The organism is Mesorhizobium hunchu, from assembly GCF_040081975.1.
Lineage (GTDB): Bacteria > Pseudomonadota > Alphaproteobacteria > Rhizobiales > Rhizobiaceae > Mesorhizobium > Mesorhizobium hunchu.
The window spans coordinates 256,760-282,218 of the sequence record NZ_JBEBMG010000005.1; the positions used below are offsets into that span (position 1 = coordinate 256,760).

At 65.2% G+C, this 25,459-nt stretch carries 19 protein-coding genes; 9 read left to right on the plus strand and 10 right to left on the minus strand.

Going from position 1 to position 25,459, the window contains the following annotated elements:
* Positions 1-56 precede the first annotated feature (56 nt).
* The 3 genes from ABMA46_RS11595 to ABMA46_RS11605 are packed head-to-tail and all read right to left on the minus strand — an operon-like array spanning position 57 to position 3,445.
* The gene (locus tag ABMA46_RS11595; protein ID WP_348999510.1) at positions 57-1,430 is read right to left on the minus strand and encodes an MlaD family protein; all 1,374 of its coding nucleotides are present in this window, start codon (positions 1,428-1,430) and stop codon (positions 57-59) included.
* Positions 1,431-1,443: 13 nt separating this feature from the next.
* On the minus strand, positions 1,444-2,256 hold the full coding sequence (locus ABMA46_RS11600) for an ABC transporter ATP-binding protein (RefSeq protein ID WP_348999511.1): 813 nt from the start codon (positions 2,254-2,256) through the stop codon (positions 1,444-1,446).
* Between the two features lies 1 nt (position 2,257).
* Positions 2,258-3,445, minus strand: a complete 1,188-nt coding sequence (locus ABMA46_RS11605) for an MlaE family ABC transporter permease (RefSeq protein WP_348999512.1) — start codon at positions 3,443-3,445, stop codon at positions 2,258-2,260.
* Positions 3,446-3,522: 77 nt separating this feature from the next.
* Here ABMA46_RS11605 and dgcA point away from each other — a divergent pair, with 77 nt between their 5' ends.
* Positions 3,523-4,503, plus strand: a complete 981-nt coding sequence (dgcA, locus tag ABMA46_RS11610) for an N-acetyl-D-Glu racemase DgcA (protein ID WP_348999513.1) — start codon at positions 3,523-3,525, stop codon at positions 4,501-4,503.
* Here dgcA and ABMA46_RS11615 read toward each other — a convergent pair.
* Positions 4,455-5,687: an MFS transporter gene (locus ABMA46_RS11615; RefSeq protein ID WP_348999514.1), complete on the minus strand. Its 1,233-nt coding sequence runs from the start codon at positions 5,685-5,687 to the stop codon at positions 4,455-4,457. The genes dgcA and ABMA46_RS11615 overlap by 49 nt on opposite strands.
* Positions 5,688-5,907: 220 nt before the next feature.
* Here ABMA46_RS11615 and ABMA46_RS11620 point away from each other — a divergent pair, with 220 nt between their 5' ends.
* The 3 genes from ABMA46_RS11620 (at position 5,908) to ABMA46_RS11630 (ending at position 10,341) form a co-directional block, all read left to right on the plus strand.
* Positions 5,908-6,687 (plus strand): SDR family oxidoreductase, encoded by a 780-nt coding sequence (locus ABMA46_RS11620; protein WP_348999515.1) that lies wholly within the window; start codon positions 5,908-5,910, stop codon positions 6,685-6,687.
* A 112-nt stretch (positions 6,688-6,799) separates the two neighbouring features.
* Positions 6,800-9,175, plus strand: a complete 2,376-nt coding sequence (locus ABMA46_RS11625; RefSeq protein ID WP_425475726.1) for an NADP-dependent malic enzyme — start codon at positions 6,800-6,802, stop codon at positions 9,173-9,175.
* Between the two features lie 59 nt (positions 9,176-9,234).
* A complete protein-coding gene (locus tag ABMA46_RS11630; protein WP_348999516.1) occupies positions 9,235-10,341 on the plus strand; it encodes a DUF2865 domain-containing protein in 1,107 nt (368 codons plus the stop codon).
* Here the strand turns inward: ABMA46_RS11630 and gltX are convergent.
* From gltX to ABMA46_RS11645, 3 genes are all read right to left on the minus strand, one after another.
* Positions 10,259-11,632 (minus strand): glutamate--tRNA ligase, encoded by a 1,374-nt coding sequence (gene gltX, locus ABMA46_RS11635; RefSeq protein WP_348999517.1) that lies wholly within the window; start codon positions 11,630-11,632, stop codon positions 10,259-10,261. The genes ABMA46_RS11630 and gltX overlap by 83 nt on opposite strands.
* A gap of 145 nt (positions 11,633-11,777) precedes the next feature.
* Positions 11,778-12,098: a 2Fe-2S iron-sulfur cluster-binding protein gene (locus ABMA46_RS11640; RefSeq protein WP_348999518.1), complete on the minus strand. Its 321-nt coding sequence runs from the start codon at positions 12,096-12,098 to the stop codon at positions 11,778-11,780.
* Between the two features lie 114 nt (positions 12,099-12,212).
* Positions 12,213-12,581, minus strand: coding sequence for an Hpt domain-containing protein (locus tag ABMA46_RS11645; RefSeq protein WP_348999635.1), 369 nt, complete (start codon positions 12,579-12,581; stop codon positions 12,213-12,215).
* A gap of 281 nt (positions 12,582-12,862) precedes the next feature.
* Between ABMA46_RS11645 and ABMA46_RS11650 the strand changes: the two genes are divergently transcribed.
* The gene (locus ABMA46_RS11650) at positions 12,863-18,901 is read left to right on the plus strand and encodes an apolipoprotein A-IV repeat region-like domain-containing protein (RefSeq protein ID WP_348999519.1); all 6,039 of its coding nucleotides are present in this window, start codon (positions 12,863-12,865) and stop codon (positions 18,899-18,901) included.
* Positions 18,902-18,994: 93 nt separating this feature from the next.
* Here the strand turns inward: ABMA46_RS11650 and ABMA46_RS11655 are convergent, their stop codons facing one another.
* Together ABMA46_RS11655 and ABMA46_RS11660 are read right to left on the minus strand one after the other, a co-directional pair.
* Complete coding sequence (locus ABMA46_RS11655; RefSeq protein ID WP_425475727.1) at positions 18,995-19,501, minus strand: MaoC family dehydratase; 507 nt, start codon at positions 19,499-19,501, stop codon at positions 18,995-18,997.
* A gap of 81 nt (positions 19,502-19,582) precedes the next feature.
* Positions 19,583-20,884, minus strand: coding sequence for a DUF445 domain-containing protein (locus ABMA46_RS11660; protein ID WP_348999520.1), 1,302 nt, complete (start codon positions 20,882-20,884; stop codon positions 19,583-19,585).
* A gap of 232 nt (positions 20,885-21,116) precedes the next feature.
* On the opposite strand from ABMA46_RS11660, the gene speB reads away from it, so the two are divergent.
* The 3 genes from speB to ABMA46_RS11675 are packed head-to-tail and all read left to right on the plus strand — an operon-like array spanning position 21,117 to position 23,892.
* On the plus strand, positions 21,117-22,103 hold the full coding sequence (speB, locus tag ABMA46_RS11665) for an agmatinase (protein WP_348999521.1): 987 nt from the start codon (positions 21,117-21,119) through the stop codon (positions 22,101-22,103).
* Positions 22,104-22,120: 17 nt separating this feature from the next.
* The gene (gene argC / locus ABMA46_RS11670; RefSeq protein ID WP_348999522.1) at positions 22,121-23,053 is read left to right on the plus strand and encodes an N-acetyl-gamma-glutamyl-phosphate reductase; all 933 of its coding nucleotides are present in this window, start codon (positions 22,121-22,123) and stop codon (positions 23,051-23,053) included.
* Positions 23,050-23,892 carry an aminoglycoside phosphotransferase family protein gene (locus ABMA46_RS11675; protein ID WP_425475732.1) on the plus strand — a complete coding sequence of 281 codons (843 nt, stop codon included), beginning with the start codon at positions 23,050-23,052 and terminating at the stop codon, positions 23,890-23,892. The genes argC and ABMA46_RS11675 overlap by 4 nt, the downstream gene beginning before the upstream one ends.
* Here ABMA46_RS11675 and ABMA46_RS11680 read toward each other — a convergent pair.
* Complete coding sequence (locus ABMA46_RS11680; RefSeq protein WP_348999524.1) at positions 23,882-24,979, minus strand: COX15/CtaA family protein; 1,098 nt, start codon at positions 24,977-24,979, stop codon at positions 23,882-23,884. The genes ABMA46_RS11675 and ABMA46_RS11680 overlap by 11 nt on opposite strands.
* Positions 24,980-25,118: 139 nt before the next feature.
* Here ABMA46_RS11680 and ABMA46_RS11685 point away from each other — a divergent pair, with 139 nt between their 5' ends.
* Positions 25,119-25,334 carry a DUF2842 domain-containing protein gene (locus ABMA46_RS11685; protein WP_348999525.1) on the plus strand — a complete coding sequence of 72 codons (216 nt, stop codon included), beginning with the start codon at positions 25,119-25,121 and terminating at the stop codon, positions 25,332-25,334.
* Positions 25,335-25,459: the final 125 nt, after the last annotated feature.

Genomic DNA, 25,459 nt, shown 5'->3' on the forward strand with positions numbered 1-25,459 from the left:
CTGGCGGCCCCCAACCGCCGCCCATCCGCTGTTCATGGCCACGGTCACGATCCTTGTCAACGCCGCGTCCTGCCGTTGTACTGCCGCACCTCGCCGTCGCCGCCCGACAGGATGCGCTGCGGATTGCGCTGCAGGTCGGTAACCGCCTCCTCGATGCGGTTGATGGAACGGCGGCTGTCCTGCACCAGCGAATTGACATTGCGCAGGCCCTCGCCCGAGAACCGCGCGAGATTGTCGGTGATGACGCCGAGGCGGGCGTTGAGCGTATCCGCCACCTGCTTGAACGATTTCAGCGTGGCGCGCGCATCCGCCATCACGCCGTTTGCCTCGCCCGAGCCGAGCAGCTTGTCCACCTTGGCCAGAATGCCGTCAACGCGCGTCGAAGCGTTGTTGAGGCGTTCGGCAAGCTGATGCGCGTCCTTGATGGTCTGGTCGATGTCGTCGGCGCGGTTGGCGAACTTGTCGGTGACCTTGGCGATGTCGGCCGCGGCCTTGTTGGCGTTGTCGCTGGCGCTCTGGATGTTGGCCAGTGCCTGGCGCACGTCGTCGGGATTGATGCCGTCCAGCACCTTGTCGACACGCGAAAGCGTGCCTTGCGTCTTCTGTGCGAAGGTGTTGATCGATCCGACGGCCGTGTTGACGTTGCCGATGACCTCGTCGAACCGATCGCTGGTCTGCTTCAGGTTCTTCGTGGTCTCGTCGACGTTGGCGACGATCTCGCGCACGCGGTCGCGGTCGACGGAGTTGAGCAGGTCCTGCGCCGCCGTCAGCGTGCCGTCGAGCTTGGTGGAGACGCCCTGCAAGGTGGTCGAAAGCGAAGAGACGCTTGCCAGGAACTTGTCGATTCCATCGGAATTGGCGGCCAGCGCATCGGAGAATTTCTGGACGTTCTTGACCGTGTCCGTGAGCGGGCCACGCACGTCGTTGGTGAAGCCCTCGAGCTGCGACAGCACCTTGTCGGCCCGGGTGAAGATGTCCTGCGCCGTCTCCAGAAGATTCGTCACCGCTGACGGGTTGGCGACGATCACGGCCACCTTGCCTTCGGCGTCCGCCTGGTCGAACAGCCTCGGCTCCTGGGGATTGGCGCCCTTCAGTTCGACATTGGCCTGCCCGGTCAGGCCGGCGATGCCGATATCGGCCTGGGTCGATTTGGTGATCGGCGTCAGACGGTCGACTTCGGTATCGGCGATCGCGGCGTTAGGGTTGTCCACGTCGATATAGACGCGGCGCACGTCGCCCACCTTGACGCCGTTGAACAGCACGAAGCTGCCGCGCCCGAGACCGGAAGCGGAGCCCGGAATGCGGATCCGCAGCAGCGCGGTCTCACCCCTGTCGCCGATCGCCGCCGTCCAGTAGACGAAGCCGAACGCGGCAAGGATGGCGGCCACCGTGAAGATACCGACAATGACGTAGTTGGCCCGGGTTTCCATCGCCTTCCAATTTCTATGTCCGTGCGGCGAGATCAAGCTGACGGGCGCGTTTTCCTCGGAAATACGACTTCACCCACGGCTCCTCGCTCTTGAGCATGTCCTCGATCGTGCCTTCCACCAGCACCTTCCTGTTGCCGAGAACGGCCACGCGGTCGCAGGCCGTGAACAGGGAATCGAGATCGTGCGTGACCATGTAGACGGTCAGGTCCATCGTGTCGCGCAGCTTCACCACCAGTTCGTCGAACTCGGCGGCGCTGATCGGGTCGAGTCCGGATGTCGGCTCGTCGAGGAAGACGATATCGGGATCGAGCGCCAGCGCCCTGGCAAGCGCGGCGCGCTTGATCATGCCGCCCGACAGTTCGGACGGGAACTTGCGCCCGGCATCGGCGGGAAGCCCGACCAACTCGATCTTGAGCATGGCAAGCTCGTCCATCAGCGGTTTCGGCAGGTCGAGATATTCCCGCATCGGCACCTGGACGTTTTCCAGGACCGTCAGCGCCGAGAACAGCGCGCCGTGTTGGAAGAGCACGCCGAGCCGCATGTCGATGCGCAGCCGCTCGGCTTCGCTCGCTCTGTCCACGTCGATGTCGAACAGCTTGATGGTGCCGGCCTGCTTCTTGTTGAGGCCGAGGATCGTGCGCAGCAACACCGACTTGCCCGCACCGGAAGCGCCGACGAAGCCCAGGATTTCGCCGCGCCGTATGTCGAGCGAGAGGTCCTGCAGGATCACCTTGTCGCCGAAAGCGACGGTGACATCGCGGGCGGACAGGACGATCTCGTCGTCCTCGCCATAGAGTTCGGACTTTTTGTTCTGTTCCCCGGCCATGTCAGAAATCGATCGCCGCATAGAAGATGGCGAACAGGCCGTCGAGAACGATGACCACGAAGATCGACTTCACCACCGAGGCGGTGACATGCTGCCCGAGCGATTCAGCGCTGCCGCCGACCTTCATGCCTTCGACCGAAGCGATGATGCCGATGATCATGGCCATGAACGGCGCCTTGATCATGCCCGAGAAGAAGCTGCTGAGGTCGATCGCAGCGCGCAGCCGGTCGAGGAACGCCGCCGGCGGAATATCCGAATAGAGCCAGGCCGCCAGCATACCGCCGCCGAGGGCGGCGAAATTGGCAATGATGGTCAGGCACGGCAGGCCGATGACCAGCGCGACCAGACGCGGGAACACCAGCACGCCGATCGGATTCAGGCCGATCACCTTCAGCGCATCGACCTCCTCGCGCATCTTCATGGAGCCTATTTCGGCGGTGATGGCGCTGCCGGAACGGCCGGCGATCATGATGGCGGTGAGCAGCACGCCCATCTCGCGCAGCACCAGGACGCCGACGAGGTCGACCACGAAGATGTCGGCGCCGAAATAGCGAAGCTGGTAGGCGCCCTGCTGGGCGACGATCGCCCCGACGATGAACGACATCAGCACGACCACCGGGATCGCGCCGACGCCCATGCGGTCGATCTGGTTGAAGATCGCGGCGGGATTGACCGCGTGGCCGCGGCCGAGCTTCGTCTGCGCGCCGCGGATCGTCGCGCCCAGGATGTTCATGCCGGCAAGGAAATCGTCTCTCATCTCGTAGACGCGGCGGCCGATGGCCTCCAATATGCGCAGGACGATATTGGGCGGCCTCGGCGGCGGCGTGTCATCACCGCGCGTTGCCGCGTCGCCCACGGCATTCAGCAGGATTGAGGCGATCTCGCTTTCGCCCTGGATACGGATCTTTGCACCCTTTTCCTTTTGGGCGCTGATCAGCCGGTCGATCAGCCAGGCTCCTGCCGTGTCCATCTTCTCTATCTTGGAAAGATCGAGCGCCAAGGTCGCGAAGCCGCCCCGTTCCCCGATCTTGCGCATCTGCGCATCGACATCGGCAACCGTGCGGGTCATCCATACGCCGGAAAAGGCGCAGCCCAGCACACCGTTTTCCTCGCCCACGGCGATGCGCGGCGGGGATTCGGCTTGTGCCTCCCCGTTCTCACTTGCATCGCGCTTGCGGGTGATCAACATGGCGCCCTGTTTAGCCCGACCGTGCCGGACTGTCATTTACCGACAAGCGGTATGGTCTTGCGGCGGAGAAGAAAAATATGACGCGTGTCATTTCTGTCGAGCGGGAAATTTTTCCTATCGCGGGCACTTTCACCATTTCGCGCGGCTCGAAGACGGAAGCGGAAGTCATCGTCTGCACCATTCGCGATGCGGAGAACGCGGGCCGCGGCGAATGCGTTCCCTATCGACGCTATGGCGAGACAATGGAAAGCGTTCTGGAGCAGATCGGAGCGGTCGTCCCGGCGCTTGAAAGCGGCATGAACCGGGCGGACCTGCTGGCCGCCCTGCCCGCAGGCGCCGCGCGCAACGCCGTCGACTGCGCGCTCTGGGACCTCGAGGCCAAGTCCAGTGGCGTGCGGGTCGCCGAGCGCCTCGGCATCGTTCCGGGGCGGATGGAAACCGCCTATACCTTGTCCCTGGGAACGCCGGAGGCGATGGCCGCGCAGGCGCATGCCAACGCGGCACGCCCGCTGCTCAAGGTCAAGATCGGCGGCGACGGCGACATCGAGCGCATCCGCGCCGTGCGCGAAGCCGCACCAAAGAGCCGCATCATCCTCGACGCCAACGAAGGCTGGACCGAAGCCAACGTGGAGCGGAACCTGGCCGCGGCGGCAGAGATCGGCGTGGCGCTGGTCGAACAGCCCCTGCCTGCCGGCGAGGACGCCGTGCTTGGCCGCATCTCCCGTCCCATTCCGGTCTGCGCTGACGAAAGCGTCCACGAGACCAGGGACATAAGCGCCCTCGTCGGCCTCTACGACGCCGTCAACATCAAGCTCGACAAGGCCGGCGGCCTGACGGAAGCGCTGGCCCTGCGCGAAGCCGCGGAGCGGCAGGGCTTCGCCGTCATGGTCGGCTGCATGGTGGGAACGTCGCTGGGCATGGCGCCGGCCGTGCTGCTGGCCCAGGGCGCGGCCTTCGTCGATCTCGACGGGCCGCTGCTTCTGGCGCGCGATCGCGACCCGGGCCTCGTCTATGAAGGGTCGCTCGTGTCGCCTCCCGCCGCCGCGCTGTGGGGCTGAGGCCCCGCCAGCACGGCAAGCGCCAGTCCGGCCAGCGCGACCGGCACCATGCCGAACGCGCCGGCGGCCCCGAAACTGGCGTACAAAGGCCCTGACGCCAGCGTCGCGGCGGCGGTGAAGATGTAATTGGAAAAATAAGCCATGCCCTGCGCCGCGCCGGTACGGCTGTCGGACACCGTCTCGCCGATCATCTTCTGCAGGCCGATCAGCACCAGCGCGGTCGAAATCGCATGCAGCGCCTGCACGACGAAGAACCCGGCGACGCCAAGGCCAAGCGGCCAAATCAGCGGAAACAGCGTCCAGCGCAACACGGCGCCCAGAGCGGCGGCAACCATCAGCGTCACCGCCGAATGGTGACCGAAGACGCGCCTGAAGGAAAAGAAGACGCAGACTTCGGCGACCACGGCGAACGCCCACAGCACGCCGATGGCCGGATCGCTTATCCCGATCGATCGCCAGTAGATCGAGGCGAACCCGTTGATGAAGGAATGGCTGGCGATGATCAGTCCGGTCGCGAGCATGAAACAGACGAAATAGCGGCCGAGCAGCCGCGGCGCCTTGGCCTGGATTTCAGTGGCCGACAGGGGCGAGCCCAGCCGCGGCCTGCCGAGGCGCGGCGCGAACAAGCCGGCGACGAGCGCCAGGCAGAACGAGGCGAAAACGGTCACCGGCACGGCGTCGGCGCTGAAGGCCGCCAGCAGGAAACCGCCGGCGAGGTTGGCCAAAAGGTAGGAGATCGATCCCCACACCCGCATCGACGGGTAGTTCGCCTTGAAGCGCCTGACGCCCGAAAGGGCAAGCGAATCGGCGATCGGCGAATGCGGCGTCCAGACGGTGGAGAGCAGCAGCGAAACCGCCAGCACCAGACCATAGGCAGGCGTCAGGAAATAGCCCGCCGAGACGACCGCCGAAGCGGCGACGAGGGCGATGTAGATATCGGCCCTGTCCCGCGCCCTGTCCGCCAGCGCCGTCAGAAGCGGCGTCGTCACCACCCTGAGGAACATGGGCGCCGACAGGATGACGGCGATCTGCTCGGGGTCGAATCCGTGCTTCTGGAGCCACAGCGGAAAATATGGAATGTAGATTCCGCCGGGGATCAACAGGGTGAAGAACATCGCCGACAGCCTCAGTTCGAAATAGCGAGGCTTGACCTTCTGTTCGGGCGAAAGCGGTGGCAGCGACATGAGTGGTCCGGCGGCGAGTCGGCCGGCAGGCCGAATGCTCCGGCACGGCCTAACATGTCCGTGCGGGCGGCAAAACGGGTCGGACGGGAATTTCGATCCGGTTCAATTCGCAGCGCCGTTCGTCCGCCAGCCAAACGGACCGGGCGCATGCAACAGAGCAAGGCGGTTGCGATTGGTCCAGCAGCGGGGCTAGCTTGGCCGCTCACGATGGAGACTTGAAATGGATCTTGGAATTCGCGGCAAAAAGGCGATCGTCTGCGCCTCCAGCAAGGGACTGGGCAAGGGCTGCGCGGCAGCGCTGGCGGAAGCCGGCTGCGACCTGGCGATTAATGGCCGCGATGCCGATCTTCTGGCCAGGACAGCGGAAGAGCTTCGCTCCAAATGGGGCGTCACGGTTGTCGAGGTTGCCGGCGACGTGTCCCGGCCCGAGGTTCAGGAAGCGCTCACCGGCGCTTTCCCGCAGGTCGACATCCTCGTCAACAACAACGGCGGACCCCCCTTCCGCGATTTCCGCGAACTGGACCGCGAAAAGATCCTGCAGGGCGTGACCAACAACATGGTCACCCCGATCGAACTGATCAAGGCGGTGATCGACGGCATGGCCGAACGGCGCTTCGGCCGCATCGTCAACATCACCTCGCTGTCGGTCTATACGCCGATCCCCGGCCTCGACCTGTCGTCGGGCGCGCGCGCCGGGCTGACGTCGTTCCTCGCGGGCGTCGCCCGCACCGTGATCGACAGCAACGTCACCATCAACAACATGCTGCCCGGCAAGCTCGACACCGACAGGCTGCGTGGCCCGCACGAACCCGGCAGCGTCGAAAGTCCGGAAGCTGCGGCGGCGCGAAAGACGCGCATATCCGCCGACATCCCCGCCAAAAGGCTTGGCACGCCCGAGGAGTTCGGCCAGATCTGCGCCTTCCTCTGCTCCGTCCATGCCGGATACCTGACCGGACAGAACATTCCGGTGGACGGCGGCCTCTATGTCAGCGCGTTCTAAGGCTGCTCATTCACAGCAGCCGTTCATCCGATGCCTGAATTGATTTTCACAATAAACTGAATTCAGTTTCATATTTCGATTTAGAGTTCTGCATTCGGAATTTCGCGTCCGCATGATAGAACGGACACGGCACGGCAAGGGAGCGATGGGCATGGACGACACCGGCAAACCGGCACGATCGGATCTGGAAGAAGCGGCACTCTACTTCCACAAGCATCCGACACCGGGCAAGCTGGAGATTCAATCGACCAAGCCCCTCGGCAACCAGCGCGATCTTGCGCTGGCCTATTCTCCCGGCGTCGCCGCACCCTGCCTGGCGATTCGCGACGATCCGGCAACGGCGGCGGACTATACCAGCCGCGCCAATCTGGTCGCGGTCGTGTCCAACGGGTCGGCCGTGCTCGGCCTCGGCAATATCGGCCCGCTGGCCTCCAAGCCGGTGATGGAAGGCAAGGCGGTCCTGTTCAAGAAATTCGCCGGGATCGACGTTTTCGACATCGAGATCGACGCACCCGGGATCGAGCGCATGGTCGAGACCGTGGCCGCGCTGGAGCCGACCTTCGGCGGCATCAACCTGGAGGACATCAAGGCGCCGGAGTGCTTCGAGGTCGAGGAGCAATTGAAGGCGCGCATGCGCATTCCCGTCTTCCACGACGACCAGCACGGCACCGCCATCATCGTCGCCGCGGCGGTGCTGAACGGTCTGGAACTGGCCGGCAAGAAAATCGAGGACATCAAGATCGTCACCTCGGGCGCGGGCGCGGCCGCCCTTGCCTGTCTCAACCTGCTGGTTTCGCTGGGCGCGCGCGTCGACAACATCTGGGTCACCGACCGGCACGGCGTCGCCTACAAGGGCCGCGTCGAGGAGATGGACCGGTGGAAGGACCCTTACGTCAAGGACACCAACGCGCGCACGCTTGCCGACGTCATCGGCGGCGCGGACGTCTTCCTCGGCCTCTCTGCGGCCGGCGTGCTCAAGCCCGAGCTTCTGGCCGAGATGGCGGACAAGCCGCTGATACTGGCGCTGGCCAACCCGACTCCCGAAATCATGCCGGAGGTGGCGCGGGCCGCGCGGCCGGACGCGATGATCTGCACCGGCAGATCGGATTTCCCCAATCAGGTCAACAACGTATTGTGTTTTCCTTATATCTTCCGTGGAGCGTTGGACTGCGGTGCGAGCGCCATCAACGAGGAGATGAAGATGGCGGCGGTGCGGGCCATCGCGGCCCTCGCCCGTGAGGAACCGTCCGACGTGGCCGCCAAGGCATATTCCGGCGAAACACCGGTCTTCGGGCCGGATTTCCTCATCCCTTCGCCCTTCGACCCACGTCTCATATTGCGCATCGCGCCCGCCGTCGCCAAGGCGGCCTGCGAAACAGGCGTGGCGACGCGCCCGATCGCCGATTTTGTTGCCTATGTCGACAAGTTGAACCGCTTCGTCTGGCGTTCCGGCCTCGTCATGAAGCCGGTGTTCTCGACCGCCAGAGCATCCTCGGCCAAGCGCGTCATCTATGCCGACGGCGAGGACGAGCGGGTGCTGCGCGCCGCGCAGGTCGTTCTGGAAGAAGGCATCGCGGAGCCGATCCTGATCGGCCGTCCGCACGTCATCGAGGTCAGGCTGAAGCGCTATGGACTGAGAATCCGGCCGGAGGTCGATTTCGGCCTCATCAATCCGGAGGACGACCCGCGCTACCGCAGCTATGTCGATCTCCTGATGGAACTCGGCGGCCGGCGCGGCGTCACGCCCGAGGCCGCCCGCACCATGGTGCGCACGGACAACACGGTCATCGCCGCACTGGCGCTGAAGCGCAACGAGGCCGACGCGATGATCTGCGGTCTGGAAGGCCGCTTCGCCAGGCACCTGCGCAATGTCAGGCTGATCATCGGCGCGCGTCCCGGCGTCGAGGATCGTGACCTTTCCGCGCTGTCGATGCTGATCTCGCAGCGCGGCGTGCTGTTCCTCACTGACACCTACGTCACGATCGACCCGACGCCCGAGGAAATCGCCGAGATGACGGTTCTGGCGGCGCAGGAGATCCGCCGCTTCGGCATTGAGCCCAAGGCCGCGCTTCTGTCACTGTCCGATTTCGGCTCCAGGGAATGCCCGAGCGCGCACAAGATGCGCAAAGCGGCGGAAATCATCCATCACGTCGCGCCGGACCTGGAATGCGACGGCGAGATGCACGCCGATTCCGCCCTGTCGGCACAATTGCGCCAACGCGTCTATCCGCATTCGAGGCTGAAGGACGAGGCGAACCTGCTGGTCTTCCCGGACCTCGATTCGGCGAACATCACGCTGACGGCGCTGCGCACCATGCTCGACGCGCTGCATGTCGGCCCGATCCTTTTGGGCACGGATCGGCCCGCCCATATCCTCACGCCGTCCGTCACCTCGCGAGGCGTCGTCAACATGACCGCGCTTGCGGTGGTCGAGGCTTCGCAGCAGGCACAGGCCATCGCGGAAATCGGCACGGCCGCGCCACGCTAAAGAGAAGGTTAACCCGCCGAACGGTAGGGTTTCACCGCAATCGGCCGGCGGGACGTTCGATGAAGGGCAAGGCATCGAGACGACTGTTCGCGGTCGCGCTTTTCGGCGCGGCGACGTTTGTTTGCGCCCTGCCCGCGGACGCAGCCTCACGCATATGCCGGCAATTGCAGGCGGAACTCCAGCACGCTGGAAGCGGCGGCAAGGCCAAGCCCCGGCTTCTCGTCAAGTATGACGACGCCATCGACCGGCAGCGCGGCGAGATCGACAAGGCCCGCAGGCAGGCGCGCCGCGCCGGATGCGGCTTCCTGCTGTTCGGCGGCAATGTTTCGCGTTGCGCGGGCCTCAATGCCGCCATCGATCGCATGGGCGGCAATCTGGACAAGCTTGTCGCCAAGCGCGCCAGTCTCGCCACGGGCGGATCGCGGCGTGACCGGCGGCGCATCCTGGCGAAACTCGACGCCAACGGCTGCAACGGCGCACCGCCGGCAAAGTCCCGACCTGCGGTCGGCGATCAAACTCGCGTGGATATCTCCGACGACAGCGACAATTCCGAACGGATCAGCCGCGTGCTCAACCAGCAGCCCGGCATGCCGATCCGGATTCCGCCGCTGCCGCAAGGCACGGGCGAATACCGGACGATGTGCGTACGCACCTGTGACGGCTATTTCTTTCCGATGTCCAATGCAGCGACCGTCGGCGACTTCGAGCGCGACCAGAAGAATTGCGAGTCCAGTTGCCCCGGAACCGAGATGCAGGTGTTCTACAGCCGCGGCATGGGTGGAGACGCCGCCGACATGACGTCCGTCGCGAGCGGCCAGCCCTATCGCGACCTGCCGACAGCCTATCTCTACAAGCGCCCGGATGTGTCGCTGCCGCAATGCGGCTGCAAGGCGGCCGGCGGCTATTCCGTGATCGGCGACACAGCCGCGCCGAACCGGGCGCCGCAGGAAGGCAAGGCCGTCTCGTCCTCGATCGTCGCGTTCCCGGCCCCGACGGCGCCGAAGCCGAAGGCCACGCCGGTCGAAGCCACCGGCAACGAACCTGAAATCAAGGCAATTCCGCTGAGCGAGGAGAAGCGGAACGTCAGGGTCGTCGGGCCAAAGTTCCTTCCCGACCCAAAAGGGGCAATAGATCTGCGAGATCCGGGCCGGACGGAAGCCCGGTGAGCGCAAGCCGCAACGGCATGAACAGCGCCTTGCCCTTGCGGCCGCTCTCTTCACGGACCTTGCCGGTCCATTTGCGCCAGATTGATCCGTCCCAAGGCTCTTCCGGCAGAAGATCGAGCGCCTTGTCCACGAATTCGCGGTCCTCCGCTGAGAGGTCGGGCTTTTCCTGAGGTCCCTCGTTGACCACCGCCCACCACTGGGTGGCGTCGGACAGCCTGTCCAGATTGCCACGCACGGCATTCCAGAACGCCTCGGCTCGATCGCCCGCAATGCCAAGCGCCGCCAGCCTGTCGCGCGCCTGCTCGAACGGCATGTGATGAAGCAGCGACCGGTTGAGCACGAGAAGCTCGTCCGGATCGAACTTCGCCGCCGACTTCGACGTGGCGGCGGGGTCGAAGCGCTCGACGAGGTCGGCCATCGTCGGTACCGCCTGCACGCTCTCTGAGGTGCCGATCAGCACGGCGAGCGACGCCACGGCCATCGGCTCGATGCCGGCTTCGCGCAGCCCCTCGATCGACAGCGCGCCGGTCCGCTTGGAAAGCCCCTCGCCCGAAATGGTCGTGAGAAGGTTATGATGCCCGAACGCCGGCGGCTCTGAGCCCAGCGCCTTGAAAAGCGCGATCTGCACGCCGGTGTTGGTGACGTGGTCGTCGCCGCGGATGACATGGGTCACCGCCATGTCGATATCGTCCACGACCGAGGGCAGCGTATAGAGATAGGTACCATCCTCACGCACCAGGACGGGATCGGAAACCGATGCCAGGTCCACCGTTTCGTCACCGCGAACGACATCGTTCCAGTGGATTTCGGTGCGCTGCGGCTCCATCGGGTCGCCGGCGAAATTCGGCAGGAGGAAGCGCCAATGCGGCCTGCGCCCGTCGCTTTCGAACTCCGCGACCTGGGCCGACGTCAATTCCAGCGCCTCGCGGCCATAGACCGGCGGCAGGCCGCGCGTGCGCCTGATCTTGCGGCGCAGGTCCAGTTCCTCGGGCGTCTCGTAGCAGGGATAGAGGACGCCGGCGGCCTTCAGCCGCTCGACGGCGGCGTCATAGGCCTCGATGCGGCGCGACTGGTATTCGGTGGCGTCCTGGAAGATGCCCAGCCAGTGCAGGTCGTAGAGGATGGAATCCGCGTATTCCTGCCGGGAGCGCAGCGTGTCGGTATCGTCGAAGCGCTGGATGAAGCGGCCGCGGTGCTTTTGCGCAAACAGCCAGTTGAACAGTGCCGTGCGGGCGTTCCCGATATGGATGCGGCCGGTTGGCGACGGTGCGAAACGGACAGTAACGGTCATGGGCGGGGCGTAGCGGAAGCTCTCAATCTTGACAAGACGCGCCCCCGCGCGGCGTCGCGTTACGAGAGGAAGACGGCAAAGAAAAGGCCGCTGCGCACAGCTTTCCCGAATTTCGAGCGCCGTGAGGCGATTTCCCGGGTAGCGATCAGCCCTGGCGCTCCGGCACGCGCACGATCAGGCCGTCCAGTTCGTCACGAACCTTGATCTGGCAGGATAGGCGCGAATTGGGCTGCACGTCGTAGGCGAAGTCCAGCATGTCCTCTTCCATCGCTTCGGGCTCCCCCACCGCGTCGGTCCAGGCCGGATCGACATAGACATGACAGGTCGCACACGCACAGGCGCCGCCGCACTCTGCTTCGATGCCAGGCACCGAATTGCGGATCGCGTTCTCCATCACCGTGGAGCCGTTCTCGGCTTCCACGTCGAACTGCGTGCCGTCGAAGGCGATGTATGTCAGCTTTGTCATGATTGTCACCTGAGGAGCAATGCCGAGATAATCACTCCGGCAGGCATGTCAACTGCGGCGCGATACCGGCGCCCCGTGACGCTTTCGGCAAACCCCGGCGCCGCGTGCGATGGCTCAGCGGTTGATGGCGGCAATAAAATCCCGCACTTCCTCGATCAGCGCGCCGAGGCGTTTGACCGCGCGGCTGTCGTCCGGTTTGTCCTCGATCTGCGCGGAACAGTCGGCGACCGCGAACGCGCCGACGCCGCGAGCCGAACCTTTGAGACCGTGTGCCAACATGGTGCGTTCCCGGACGTCCGCATCGGCGATCCTGTCCCGAACCGAAAGCGCCTGCTGTACGAACAGGGCGAGCACCTCGCGCTCCAGGTCCCTGTCGTCCATCGTCTGGCGCGCCAGATGGACGAGATCGACCGGCCGGCTGCGCGCCGCCCCGCAGGCTTCGCCGCCAGGCATGGAAAAGGCTACGTCGGGCTGACTTTGCATTGCACCGCAACTCCAATTGCCGCTGCCGAAGACAGGCGCGGCGAGACTACCACCATCAAGTGGACGGGCGGTTAATCCGACTTCATGGAAAATATGCGGCGGCCGCGCCAACTCACGGTCCCGTTAACCCTATATTTAAAGTTTTACGTATGCGGCCGAATGCAGGTTTTCTTTACCCCCCTGTGTCATTACGATACGAGGGTCCATATTCAGGCCTCATGCGCGGGCGTCGAAAAGCCACAAACAACAAGCCCGTGGCACCAGTACAGGGTAGCGAAGGCATGGCGAAGAAAAGCACAACAACAAAATCTCTCGACAGCGACGTAGCCAGAGAGCTCGAGCAGGCGCTGGATATAGACCTCAATTCCGAAACGGGCGGCGACCTGGATATCGCTGCGTCCATGGAGGATCTGGAAGCGCAGATCTCGCAGGCGGCCGAGGAACTGGCCCGCGCCGGTCGGTCCGGCAATGCGCGCGCCGCGGCGAACGAGCCGGCGGCATCGCCCGCCGCATCGGCGCCGTCCTCCCGGCAACAGGAGTTGCGCCCGGTCGAGCCGAAGTCGAATGGCGCCGACGAACGCGCGCCCCAGCCGACGCCGTTCTCGCCGGCGAACGACGATCGCCAGAAGGACTACCGCTCGCTTCTGCACAGCCTGAACCGACGCGCGTCGAACACGGTCTATTGGATCGTTGCCCTTGTCTCGATCGCGTGGATCGCGGGCGCCGCCGCACTTGCCAACATGATCTTCGGTCCCTCCATCTGGCGCGTCCGCACGGTGGACCAGTTGCTCGCCCGTCCGGAGCTTATCGGCGTGCTGGTCGCGGCCATCGTTCCCGTCGTGCTGTTCTGGGCCTTCGCGGCGATGGTGCGCCGCGCGCAGGACATGCGCATCGCCGCGCAGTCCATGACCGAGGTGGCGTTCCGGCTCACCGAGCCCGAGAACATGGCGCAGGATCGCGTCATGATGATCGGCCAGGCGGTCCGCCGCGAAGTGGCGGCCATGGGCGAAGGCATCGAACGCACCCTTGCGCGCGCCGTCGAGCTCGAAACGCTGGTTCATAGCGAAGTCAACCAGATCGAGCGCTCCTACAGCGACAACGAAGCCCGCATTCGTTCCCTCGTCGACGGCCTGGGCAACGAGCGCGAGGCCGTGATCGGCCATGCCGAGCGCGTCCGCGCATCGATCGCCGGCGCCCATGAATCATTGAAGGACGAGATCAGTTCGGCGGGCGACCTGATCCGCGAGAACATCCTGTCGGCCTCGACCAACCTGTCGATGACGATCAACCAGTCCGGCGACACGCTCATCGACCGCATCAACGAAAGTTCGATGTCGATCTTCGATTCGGTGGAGAACCGGCTGGATTCCATCACCGATCGCCTGTCGACCTCCGGCGAGGCCTTCGCCAGCCTGCTCGACACCCGCATCGCCAAGCTGACCGACACCACCGACGGCCTGACCCGCTCGCTCAGCGAGCTTCTGGAGGACCGGACGGCCGGCATGGTCTCCCTGCTGGGCGGCGCGGCGCGCACGTTGAACGCCGATTTCGAGGCGAGCCTGAACGGCATCGAGCGGACGCTGGCCGAGCGCGGCCAGGCGCTCATCAGCGAGTTCCAGACCCGCGCCGAAGCGCTCGACACCGGCGCGCAGAAGCTCAACGCCGCACTGGAGGCCCGCGCGCGCCAGATCAACGAGACGCTCGTCGATCGCGCCCGCGACATTTCCAACGCCTTCACGGAAGGCAAGGATACACTGGAATCGATGATCGAGGACGGCCGCTCGCGCATCGGCGCCTCTATGGCCGAGATCGTCGACTCGACCTCGGCAATGCTCGAATCGCGCGCCGCCGACTTCGCCGACCGGGCGACTTCGGCCAGCGACAGCATTTCGCGTGCCTTCGACGTCGACATCCAGCGTCTCGCCGACGCCCGCTCGGGCATCGAGCAGGCCGTCGAGCAGCATGCCGCGAAGCTGGCGGAAAGCCGCGACCGCATGACAGCCGCCATGCACGAGGATCTTGCATCCTTCGCCGACGAGCGCGCCGCCATCGATGCCGCGGTCACCAGCCAGGTGCACAAGCTGGGTGAAGGCCGCGCCCTCATCGCGCGTGCCCTCGAAGAGGATTTGCGCAAGGTCAACGAGTCCCGCGCCGCCATCGATGCGTCTCTCGGAGACCATCTCGAACGGCTCGAACAGGGCCGGGAACGGCTCTCGGCAGCTCTTCACCAGGACTCCGACAGGCTCGTCCAAGCCAAGGCAATCATTGACGAAATGGTTTCGGGGCACGTCGGCAAACTGGCCGAGGGGCGCAACATCCTGTCGCGCGCAATGGAAGCGGACCTCGCCAAGCTGACGGAGAACCGCGCCGACATCGACCGGCTGGTCTCGGCCCAGGTCGAGAAGATTTCGGAAGGCCGCGACGTGCTGGCCCGGGCGCTGGAAGCCGACATGGATCGGCTCAAGGGACTTATGGAAGCACACTCGGCGCAACTGGCCGACGACCGCGGCGAACTCGGCCGCGCGCTCGAAACCGACCTATCCAACGTACGCAAGCTGGTCGAGGACCATTCCGGCAAACTGGCGGAGGAGCGTACCCTGCTCTCCCAGACGCTGGCGGATGACCTCGCCAAGCTCGCTGAAAGCCGCTCCAGCATCGATGGACTGGTTGCCGGGCAAGTCGAGAAGCTGGCCGAGGGCCGCGACATTCTCAAGCGCGCGCTCGAAGGCGATCTGAACACCATCAAAGGCGTCATTTCCGACCAATCGCAGAAGCTGGCAGAGGATCGCGCGCAGTTCGCCAAGGCGCTCGAGAGCGATTTGGACAGCATCAACGGCGCCATCAGGGATCATATGGATCGCCTGGCGACAGACCGCTCGCTGCTGTCGAAGGCGCTGGAGGACGATCTGGCCAAGCTCGCCGAAAGCCGTTCCAGCATCGACGGACTGGTCGCAGGCCAGGTCGAGAAGCTCGCCGAGGGCCGCGACATCCTCAAGCGCGCGCTCGAAGACGATCTCGCCAAGCTGGCCGAAAGCCGCGCCGGCATCGACGGGCTGGTCGCAGGCCAGGTCGAGAAGCTGGCCGAGGGCCGCGACATCCTTAAGCGCGCGCTGGAGAACGACCTCAACACCATCCAGAGCGCCATCGACGGGCAGTCGCAGAAACTGGTCGACAGCCGCGCCAGCTTCTCGCAGGCGCTGGATGACGACCTCAGGCGTGTCAGCGGCCTTCTCGAAGGTCACCAGGATCGGCTCGTCGCCGATCGGTCGACCCTGTCGAAGGCCCTCGAGGACGATCTCGCCAAGCTGGCCGAAAGCCGTTCCAGCATCGACGGGCTGGTCGCGGGCCAGGTCGAGAAGCTCGCAGAGGGTCGCGACATCCTCAAGCGCGCGCTGGAAGCCGATCTCGCCAAGATCGCCGAAGAACGCTCGGGCATCGACGGCGTGGTCGCCGGCCATGTCGGCAAGCTGGCAGAAGGCCGGGCCTTGCTCACGCAGGCGCTGGAAAGCGACCTCGCCAAGCTGGAAGCCGCACGCGGCGACATCGATCACGCCGTCTCAGGCCATATCGATCAGATCGCTGCCAAAAGCGCCCGCATTTCCGATGCGATCGCAGCCGACGTCGAAAAGATGGAGGATGCCTTCAACCGCCAGACCGGCATCATCGAGGAACGCGCCGGCACGATGGAGCGCGCCCTCTCGGCAGGCGTCGACAACATTCGCGGCGTTCTCGAAAAGAGCGCGGTGTTCGTTGCCGGCCAATTGCGCGAAAAAGTCCTCGAGGTCACGAGTGCGCTGCATGAACAGGCCGGCGCTGCCTTCAGCGACGCCGACCGCAAGATCGTCGAGCGCGCCGAGCAGACCTCGGCCGCCCTCCTCGCCCGCGCCGAAGACATCGCCCACGCCTTCGAAGCGGCGGACGAACGCATGGCGGCGCGTGCGCAGGAAACCTCGCAGGTCCTGCTGGCCCACGGCGAGGATACGGCTGCGCGCATGACGGAACAGGTGAACACGATCGCCGCGACCTTCGACGCCGCCGACCAGAAACTGGCCGCGCGCGCCATCGAGACCGCGCAGTCGCTGGCTACCCGTGCCGGAGACATCCTGCGCAACTTCGAGGATGCCGACCAGCGGCTCGGCCAGCGTATCGGTGAATCCGCCGAAGCCCTTGCGGCCCGCGCCACGGATCTCGGCCGTATCTTCGATGGAGCCGACGAGAAACTCGCCGCGCGCATCAGCGAGGGCGCCGAAGCCCTGTCGGCCCGTGTGGCGGAAATCGGCCATGTCTTCGACGAAGCCGACGGCCGCATGGCGTCGCGCATCGCCGAGAGCGCTTCGGTGATCGGGCAGCACACCGACAACATCGTCGGCGCCTTCGGCGAGACCGAGCAACGGGTCGCCGAGCGCGCCCGCCAGACCGGTCTCGAACTCGCCGCCCACGCGCGCCAGATCGAGGAGGCGCTGACCGGCGCCGACGAGCGTCTGGCGGCCAGCGCGGCCGAAACGACGAAGCGCGTGGGACAGCACGTCGCGGACGTCGAGAGCCGCCTCTCCCGCTCCGGCGAAACGCTGGGCCAGACGCTCGGCGAGAAGGTCGCGCAGGCGGAAGAGCAGCTTGTCGCCCGTGCCAACACCATCGCCGAAACCTTCGCCGCGGTCGGCCAGCATATCGGCCAGAGCACCAACGAAGCGGCCAAGACCATCGGCGCCAACACCCGCGAGCTCAACTCCATGCTGGCTTCGCGGTCTGCCGAAATCGGCAAGATCCTCGACGAGACCGCCCGTCCGCTGGTCGACCGGCTCGCCGGCAGCGGCAACGATCTGCAGCGCAGCCTGGAGGAAGCGACCGAACGCGCGACCGAGAAGCTGCGGCAGGAGAACACGGCGCTGGCCGAGGCGATTGCGGCGCGCACTGCCGAGACGCTTTCGGCGGTCGACGGCGCACGGTCCTCGCTTGCCGGCAGCGTCGGCGACTTGATCGGCCGCATGACGGCGTCGAGCGAGCAGCTCAACGAGCTGATCGAGCGCGCCGCGGCCAATCTCGGCACTGTCGAGGGCCAGCTGTCCAGCTCGACACAGAGCTTCGCGGCGACCACGGAGAAGGCTGCGCAGACCTTCGCCAGCTCGGCACGCCTGGTGGATTCCAACACCACCCGGCTTACCGAGCTGTCGTCCGCCACGCTGCGTGAGGTCGCCTCGATCGCCACGCGCTTCGACGAGCACAGCCGGCTTCTCGCCAGCGCCTCGGACCTGCTCGGCTCTGCGCAGAGCAACCTCGAGCATACGCTGGAGCGGCAGTCCTCGCTGGAGGATCTTGCGGTTGGCCTTGTCAAGAAGTCCGAGGACCTCGAGAAGGTCATGCGGTCCTTCGAAGGGCTGGTCGGCCAGACCATGGAAAAGGCCGAAGGCAAGACGCTGGCATCCGCCGAAAAGATCCGCTCGGCCATCACCGAGGCGGTCGAAGCCGCGACCACCCGCTTCGCCGACGCCACCGAGCAGATGCGCAAGACGGCGGGTTCCATCAAGAGCGAGCTCGACCTCACCCGCGCCGAACTGCGCAAGGGCGTCATCGAGATGCCGGAAGAAGCGAAGGAATCGACCACGGCGATCCGCCGCGCGGTTTCCGAGCAGATCAACGCGCTGAAGGAACTGTCGGACATCGTTGCCAAATCAGGCCGCATGACCGACGTCTCCGAGGCGCGCGCGCAGCGTCCGGCGCCGCAGGCCCCTGCCCGCGCTCCGGATCAGCCGCGACGACCTGCGCCTGCGCCGCAACCTTCGTCGCCCGCCGGCGAAACCGGCTTGCGCGGGACCTTGGAACTCGATCGCTCGTCGGCTGGCCGCGATACGTCGCGCTCGCCGCAGGGCGGCTGGGTCCGCGATCTGTTGACCGGCGCTTCGCAGGAAGGTGCCGCCACCCCGGCGACGCCGCGCACCGAGGCGCCGCGTCCCGCGCCGGTTCAGCGTTCGCCGCTGCATGTCGTGGAGTCGCTCAACTCGCTGTCCGTGGACATCGCCCGCGCCATCGATCACGACGCCTCGATCGAACTGTGGAATCGCTACCGCAAAGGCGAGCGCGATGTCTTCACGCGCCGCCTCTACACGCTGAAGGGTCAGCAGACCTTCGACGAAATCCGCCGCAAGTACCAGGCGGAGGGCGAGTTCCGGGCTGCCGTGGACCGTTACTGCGACGACTTCGAGAAGCTGTTGAAGGACGTTTCGCGCAACGACCGCGACAACATCATGACGCAGACCTACCTGTCGTCCGATACCGGCAAGGTCTACACCATGCTCGCCCATGCGAGCGGCCGGCTGCGCTGACGACGGCAAGAACAGAAACAAAGAAAGGCGGGACCATTGTCCCGCCTTTTTCGTATCCTGAGCCCCGAAAAGCGGAGTGCCCGCCTCGCCTCGTCAGCCCTTCTTGCGGCGTTCGTACAGCATCACCAGCGTCTCGGCGAGCAGCGCGGGCTTCTCCTCGCCCTCGATCTCCAGCGTGTTTTCCACCGTCATGAGATACTGTCCGGGCGCCTTCTCCTCCATCGACAGAAGCCGGCAGCGCAACCTGACCCGTGCACCGGACTTCACCGGCGAAATGAAGCGCGTCCTGTTCAGGCCGTAGTTGAAGGCGGCGAGCGTATTTTCCGGCAGGATGTTCATGTCCTGCACAAGGCCGCCGAGCAGCGACAGGCTGAGATAGCCATGCGCGATGGTGCTGCGGAAAGGGCTTCTGCGTCGGGCGCGGTCCGGATCGACATGGATCCACTGGTGATCGCCGGTGCAATCGGCAAACTGGTCTATGCGCGCCTGGTCGACCAGCGCCCAGTCGGACACGCCGAGTTCCTTCCCGACCATGCCAAGCAATTGCTGGAAAGTGGGCGGGTCCGGCGTTCGCTCCTGTGCCGCCGCATCGTCGTCCATGCCCCTGTCCGATCACGAACGGGCGATCATGTCAATCGAATGCCCGGAAACAGATGCTCCGGAACGGCCGCAGCCGGCCACTCAACCGGCGAAGAAGACATGTTCGACTCCGTAAAGCGCCAACCCCGCCAGCCCGCCGACCACCATGCCGTTGAAACGAATATATTGCAGGTCCCGGCCGATATTGAGCTCGATGAGGCGCGTAAGCTGGCCGAGATCCCAGCGCTTCACCTGATCGGCGATGAATGTCGAGACGCCGCTCTTCTGGCTCTCCACGAAGGAGGAAAGCGCCACCACGAACCCCTCGTTCATGTCGGCGCGAATATCGGGATCGTTGCGCAGATGCCTTCCGATCTCGACGAACATGCCGGTCAGATGACGGCGGATCGCCGAATCCTCGGAACGCGCGTCCTGCTCGATGACGGCGCGCAGGCTCGTCCACATATCCTGCACCATGTCACGCAATTGCGGACGGGCGAGAAAATCCCGCTTCAGCTTCTCGGCGCGGCGCTGATACTCCTTCGATGATTTCAGGCGCGCGATGAAAGCCTTGACGAAACGGTCGAATTCCTGCCGCATCGGATGGTCGGGATCCGCCCGCACCTCGTCCAGCAAGGTGCCCGCCGAGGCGACGATGCGCTTGAGCAGATAGGCATCGGCCCTGAACAGGTTGAAGACCGACGGCAGTTCCTCTCGGATCCTGTCGCGCATGGCCGCCAGCGCGCTTTCGTCGCTCAGGAACCGGCCTGCCATTCCCAGGAACTCGTCGAACAGCTTCTGGTGGCGCCGGTCGTCGCTGAAGGCAGACAGCAGTTCGGCCGCCAGCGGCGCCAGCGGAACCTTTTCGACCTGTTCGACGAGCAGTTGTGTTCCGAAGGTCTTCAGCCCCGACCGCTCGATCGCCGCCAGTGCCTGCGGCACCAGCCGGTCGACGAAGCGGGAGAGCCCGGCCGCCCGGCGCTCGTCCGAGAGCCAGTCGGCGACGAGCGCGGCGAAGTCGACCTCTTCGAGCTTCTCGCGGACAGGTCCAGCCGCCAGGAAATTGACTTCGATGAACCGGCCGAGATTGTCCGCGATGCGCTCTTGATTCGCGGGAATGATGGCCGTGTGGGGAATCGGCAGGCCGAGCGGGCGGCGAAACAGTGCGACCACGGCGTACCAGTCCGCCAGCCCGCCGATGATGGCCGCCTCGGCGAAGGCCGCGACGAAACCGAGCCAGGGACGGCCGGCCCCGAAAAGCTTGGCCGCGACGAGAACGGCCGCACAAAGCACGAGCGCTGCAATCGCCAGCGCCTTGGTGCGCCTGAGCGCCACGCGCTTGGCGGCCTCCTCTCCCGAAAACCTCGAAGCGGTCGAAACCACCGCCGTTTGCTGCTGTGACATTGCCGCTCGTTCCATTCCAATCAAAGTGATCGCGACGACCGCTGGCTCCTCATGTGGATGTATGGATCGAAACTTCCACACTTTCGAGGTGGCCGTGCTGCCGCCGGCCGCCTCTCCTCCGCGAAAAGTGAGGCACGGCGCGGCACGTCCGTCCGCTTTTCTTCACTGTCATACTGGCGTGGCCGCGATCGGTTCTATACTTGTTGCACCCCGACGAAATCGAGGAACCGCGATGGCGAACAGCAACATCGATCACGCTTTCACCGCCCGCTCCAAGACCGGAGGCTCTTTCGAGCCGACCTATGCCGGCGCGCTCTCCTTCATGCGCCGCCGCTATACGAAGGACGTCAAGGGCGCGGACGTGGTGGTGTGGGGCGTTCCCTTCGATGCCGCCGTGACCAACCGGCCGGGCGCAAGGTTCGGGCCGCAGGCGATCCGCCGCGCTTCCGCGATCCTCGACAACGACCCGCAATACCCGTTCACGCGCGACCTGTTCGAATCCCTCGCGGTGGTCGACTACGGCGATTGCCTGCTGGACAGCGGCAACCATCAGAAGACGCCGGCGACGATCGAGCGCGAAGCCGCCAGGATCCTCAAGTCCGGGGCCTTCCTGCTGACGTTGGGCGGCGACCATTTCATCACCTATCCACTGCTGAAGGCGCACGCGGCTATCCACGGCCCACTGGCGCTGGTGCAGTTCGACGCGCATCAGGATACGTGGCCCGACGACGGCAAGCGCATCGACCACGGCTCATTCGTGGCGCGCGCCGTCAAGGAAGGGCTGATCGACCCCGACCGTTCCATCCAGATCGGTATCCGCACCCATGCGCCCGAGACCTGCGGCATCAAGATCATCCACGGTTACGAGGTCGACGAGATGCGCGCCTCCGACCTCGCCTATGCGATCGTCGAACGCACCGGCGGCCACAAGACCTATTTCACCTTCGACATCGATTGCCTCGACCCCGCTTTCGCCCCGGGCACCGGCACGCCGGTAGCTGGCGGCCCCTCCTCGGCACGCATCCTGTCGACGCTCAGCCGTCTCGGCCAGATCGATCTTGTCGGCGCCGACGTGGTGGAGGTTGCGCCGGCCTATGATCATGCCGACATAACGGCCATCGCCGGTTCGGCCGTCGCCATGCACTATCTCGGCCTCCTGGCCGAGCGCCGCGCGCGGCAGGACGGCAACGGCGACGCGCATCACGGCCAGGACATCTAACGCAGGAATTCGAGGGCATGAAACCGAAAGTCTTCATCGACGGCGAACACGGAACGACGGGCCTGCAGATAAGGTCCCTGCTGTCCGGCCGCGACGACATCGAGATCATCTCGGCGCCGGTCGAGCGCCGCAAGGACCCGCGGGCACGGGCCGAGTTCCTCAACGCAGCCGACGTCGCCATCCTGTGCCTTCCCGACGACGCCGCACGCGAAAGCGTCTCGCTCATCACCAACGACACCACCCGCGTGATCGACGCCTCGACGGCGCATCGCGTCGCCGGCGGCTGGGAATACGGCTTTCCCGAAATGGACAAGGGGCAATCCGACAGGATTGCCAAGGCCATGCGCGTGGCCAATCCCGGCTGCTGGCCGCAGGGCCCGATCGCCACGCTGCGCCCGCTGGTCAGCGCCGGCCTCGTGCCGGACGGCTACGCCGTCACCGTCAACGGCATTTCAGGTTATTCGGGCGGCGGACGGCCGATGATCGAGGACTACGTCGCCAAGGGCGAGGACGCGCCCGAATTCCTGCCTTACGGCCTCACCCTCAAGCACAAGCACGTGCCGGAACTGAAAGCCTACGCGAAGCTGAAGCACGATCCGATCATGCAGCCGGCGGTGGGCAATTTCGCGCAAGGGATGATCACCGTCGTGCCGCTCCAGCTTGCCGCCCTGCCGCATGTGCCGAAGGGCGCGGACCTGCATGCGGCGATCGCCGATCACTTCGCCTCGATCAAGGGCGGCATGGTCGAGGTCGCGCCCTACCAGGAAGTCGAGCGCGTGCCGGAGATCGACCCCGAGGTCTATAACGGCACGAACCGCATGCGCCTCTATGTCTTCGCCAATGACAGCCGCGCGCAGGCGCTGCTGATCGCGGTCTACGACAATCTCGGCAAGGGCGCTTCCGGCGCGGCGGTCCAGAATCTCGACCTGATGCTCGGTCTCAATTCCTGATGCGGACGCCTTCCTTTCCGGACCGCTGGAAGATCGGCGGCGCGGAAATGATCGCGGAGACCTTTTCCAGCCGCATCTGGAAGGTCGTCCGCGCCGATGGTTCGCCGGCCGTCGTCAAGGCACTGAAGCTTTTCGACGACGTCGAGGACGAGTTGCGCGGCGCGCACTTCCTCGCCTGGCGTCGCGGCGAAGGCGCGGTGAGGCTTCTGGGTCGCGACGGCAGGAAGATGCTGGTCGAATACGCCGGGACGCGCCACCTGGCCGACGTACTCGACCGGGATGGCGACGACGCGGCAACCGAGATCGCCGCGGAAGTGATAGTCAGGCTGCATTCGCCTTCGCCGCATCTAGTTCCGGGCGGCTTGCAGCCGCTGCGTGCCCGCTTTGCCGCGCTCTTCGCCCGTGCCGGCGCGGATAGAGAGGACGCGAGGCAGGCCTTCTATATCGAGGCGGCAAGCCTTGCCGACCGCATCCTCGACGACCAGACTGGCATACGTCCCCTGCATGGCGATCTGCACCACGAGAACATGCTGCAATCGCCACGCGGCTGGTTGGCCATCGATCCGAAGGGCGTTCTGGGCGATCCCTGCTTCGACGCCGCGAACATGTTCTACAATCCGCTCGACCGGGACGATCTGTGCCTGTCGCCTGACCGGATCTCGGCAATGGCGGCGACCTTGTCGCGCAGCATAAACGTCGATCCGCGCCGCCTGCTCGACCACGCGATCGCCTATGGCTGCCTCTCGGCGGCATTGCACGCCGAGGACGGCAACCGCAAGGACGAGGAACGCGAGCTCGACGTGGCGAGCGCCGTCCGCAGGGTCCGCCTCAGTCTCTGAGTTCGACCTCGTGCGGCAGCGGATAGGCGCCCTTGGTGCCGCGCCAGTGCGCGGTGGCGAAGATAAGCACCATGATCGCCATGAACTGATGGGTCAGCGCCACGTCTATCGGCGCCTGCATCAGCAGCGTCGCGATGCCGAGCGTTGCCTGAGCGAGCACCAGCAGCACCAGAACCCAGGCACGCCGCGCATGGGTGGTGCCGGGCGTGGACATGGATGTCGCGATGGCGTGCCACAGCGTTACCGCAAGCACCGTGTAGGCGAACATGCGATGGATGAACTGCACCGTCTTCGGGTTTTCGAAGAGATTGCGCCAAGCCGGATCGATGGTGAAAAGATTGCCGGGGATGATCGCGCCGTCCATCAGCGGCCAGGTATTGTAGGTCAGACCGGCGTGCAGGCCGGCGACGAGCGCGCCGAGGTATATCTGGACAAGGACCATGACGACGAGGATGCCGGCAAAGCGCTGGATGCCGCGCGCCGCCGGTCGCTCCGTATAGATCGCAAGCCCGCGCGCGACAGCCGTGATGGCCACGATGATGATCGATGCCATGGTGAGATGCGTCGCCAGCCGGTATTGGCTGACCGACACCCGCCCGGCGAGGCCGGAGGCCACCATCCACCAGCCGATCGCGCCCTGCAGCGCGCCAAGCAGCAGGATGCCGGCAAGCTTCGGCTTCACGCCCTTTTCGAGCCGGCCCGTCAGCCAGAAGAACAGCAGCGGGATCGCGACCAGGAAACCGACGCCCCGCGCCAGCAGACGGTGGGACCATTCCCACCAGAAGATGCCCTTGAACTCGCCCAGCGTCATGTCGCTGTTGAGTTCGCTGAACTGCGGGATCTGCTGGTACTTCTCGAACTCCTCCTGCCACTCGACGGGATTGAGCGGCGGGATGACACCGTGTATCGGCTGCCATTCCGTGATCGACAATCCGGAACCGGTCATGCGCGTTGCGCCGCCGACCATGACCAGCGCCACAAGCACCAGCAGGACGAGATAAAGCCAGCCGCGCACGAGCCCGCGGTTCTTCATGTCCCTGTCTCGGGCGGCGAGCGGCGCGGCCGCGGTGTCGGCTGTGACTGTCATGGCTTTTTCCGGTTGCGGATTGGTGGACCAAGGGCGAGCGTCTTGCAAGCACGTCCGGCGCGGCACGCGGTCGCGTTTTCGGCAACGGCTTGCGCCGCGGCCTCGATAGTCCTAATCGGGGCGCCAGAGGAAGCGAAACATGCCCATTCGCCTGAAGAAACTGATCGGAACCGTTCTCCTGGTGCTGCTGGTCATCGTCTATGCGATCGTGGCGACGTTGATTGCGGTCGCGCAGTTCTCGCAATCCGGCCCGCTGGTCCATCTGGTTTTCTTCCTGGTCAGCGGACTGCTGTGGGTGCTGCCGGCGATGGGCATCATCAGGTGGCTGATCATAGAGCCGCGGCCGAAAGCCTGACCGTCCGACCCCGGTTGTCAGCAAACCGATCACCCGATTGATTGCCTTTCGAGGTCGTTGTCATTCATTCATTCATCTTTTGTCCCTAGGCTCCACGCGCCCGACTCTATGCGGACGGACCTCGT

Excerpts from the sequence above, each read along its gene's own strand:
- ABMA46_RS11680 (WP_348999524.1), bottom strand. The coding sequence starts at position 24,979 with ATGACAGTCACAGCCGACACCGCGGCCGCGCCGCTCGCCGCCCGAGAC.
- ABMA46_RS11640 (WP_348999518.1), bottom strand. The coding sequence starts at position 12,098 with ATGACAAAGCTGACATACATCGCCTTCGACGGCACGCAGTTCGACGTG.
- ABMA46_RS11660 (WP_348999520.1), bottom strand. The coding sequence starts at position 20,884 with ATGTCACAGCAGCAAACGGCGGTGGTTTCGACCGCTTCGAGGTTTTCG.
- ABMA46_RS11620 (WP_348999515.1), top strand. The coding sequence starts at position 5,908 with ATGGATCTTGGAATTCGCGGCAAAAAGGCGATCGTCTGCGCCTCCAGC.
- ABMA46_RS11615 (WP_348999514.1), bottom strand. The coding sequence starts at position 5,687 with ATGTCGCTGCCACCGCTTTCGCCCGAACAGAAGGTCAAGCCTCGCTAT.
- ABMA46_RS11650 (WP_348999519.1), top strand. The coding sequence starts at position 12,863 with ATGGCGAAGAAAAGCACAACAACAAAATCTCTCGACAGCGACGTAGCC.
- ABMA46_RS11625 (WP_425475726.1), top strand. The coding sequence starts at position 6,800 with ATGATAGAACGGACACGGCACGGCAAGGGAGCGATGGGCATGGACGAC.
- gltX (WP_348999517.1), bottom strand. The coding sequence starts at position 11,632 with ATGACCGTTACTGTCCGTTTCGCACCGTCGCCAACCGGCCGCATCCAT.
- ABMA46_RS11685 (WP_348999525.1), top strand. The coding sequence starts at position 25,119 with ATGCCCATTCGCCTGAAGAAACTGATCGGAACCGTTCTCCTGGTGCTG.
- ABMA46_RS11595 (WP_348999510.1), bottom strand. The coding sequence starts at position 1,430 with ATGGAAACCCGGGCCAACTACGTCATTGTCGGTATCTTCACGGTGGCC.
- speB (WP_348999521.1), top strand. The coding sequence starts at position 21,117 with ATGGCGAACAGCAACATCGATCACGCTTTCACCGCCCGCTCCAAGACC.
- ABMA46_RS11605 (WP_348999512.1), bottom strand. The coding sequence starts at position 3,445 with ATGTTGATCACCCGCAAGCGCGATGCAAGTGAGAACGGGGAGGCACAA.
- ABMA46_RS11630 (WP_348999516.1), top strand. The coding sequence starts at position 9,235 with ATGAAGGGCAAGGCATCGAGACGACTGTTCGCGGTCGCGCTTTTCGGC.
- ABMA46_RS11645 (WP_348999635.1), bottom strand. The coding sequence starts at position 12,581 with ATGCAAAGTCAGCCCGACGTAGCCTTTTCCATGCCTGGCGGCGAAGCC.
- dgcA (WP_348999513.1), top strand. The coding sequence starts at position 3,523 with ATGACGCGTGTCATTTCTGTCGAGCGGGAAATTTTTCCTATCGCGGGC.
- ABMA46_RS11655 (WP_425475727.1), bottom strand. The coding sequence starts at position 19,501 with ATGGACGACGATGCGGCGGCACAGGAGCGAACGCCGGACCCGCCCACT.
- argC (WP_348999522.1), top strand. The coding sequence starts at position 22,121 with ATGAAACCGAAAGTCTTCATCGACGGCGAACACGGAACGACGGGCCTG.
- ABMA46_RS11600 (WP_348999511.1), bottom strand. The coding sequence starts at position 2,256 with ATGGCCGGGGAACAGAACAAAAAGTCCGAACTCTATGGCGAGGACGAC.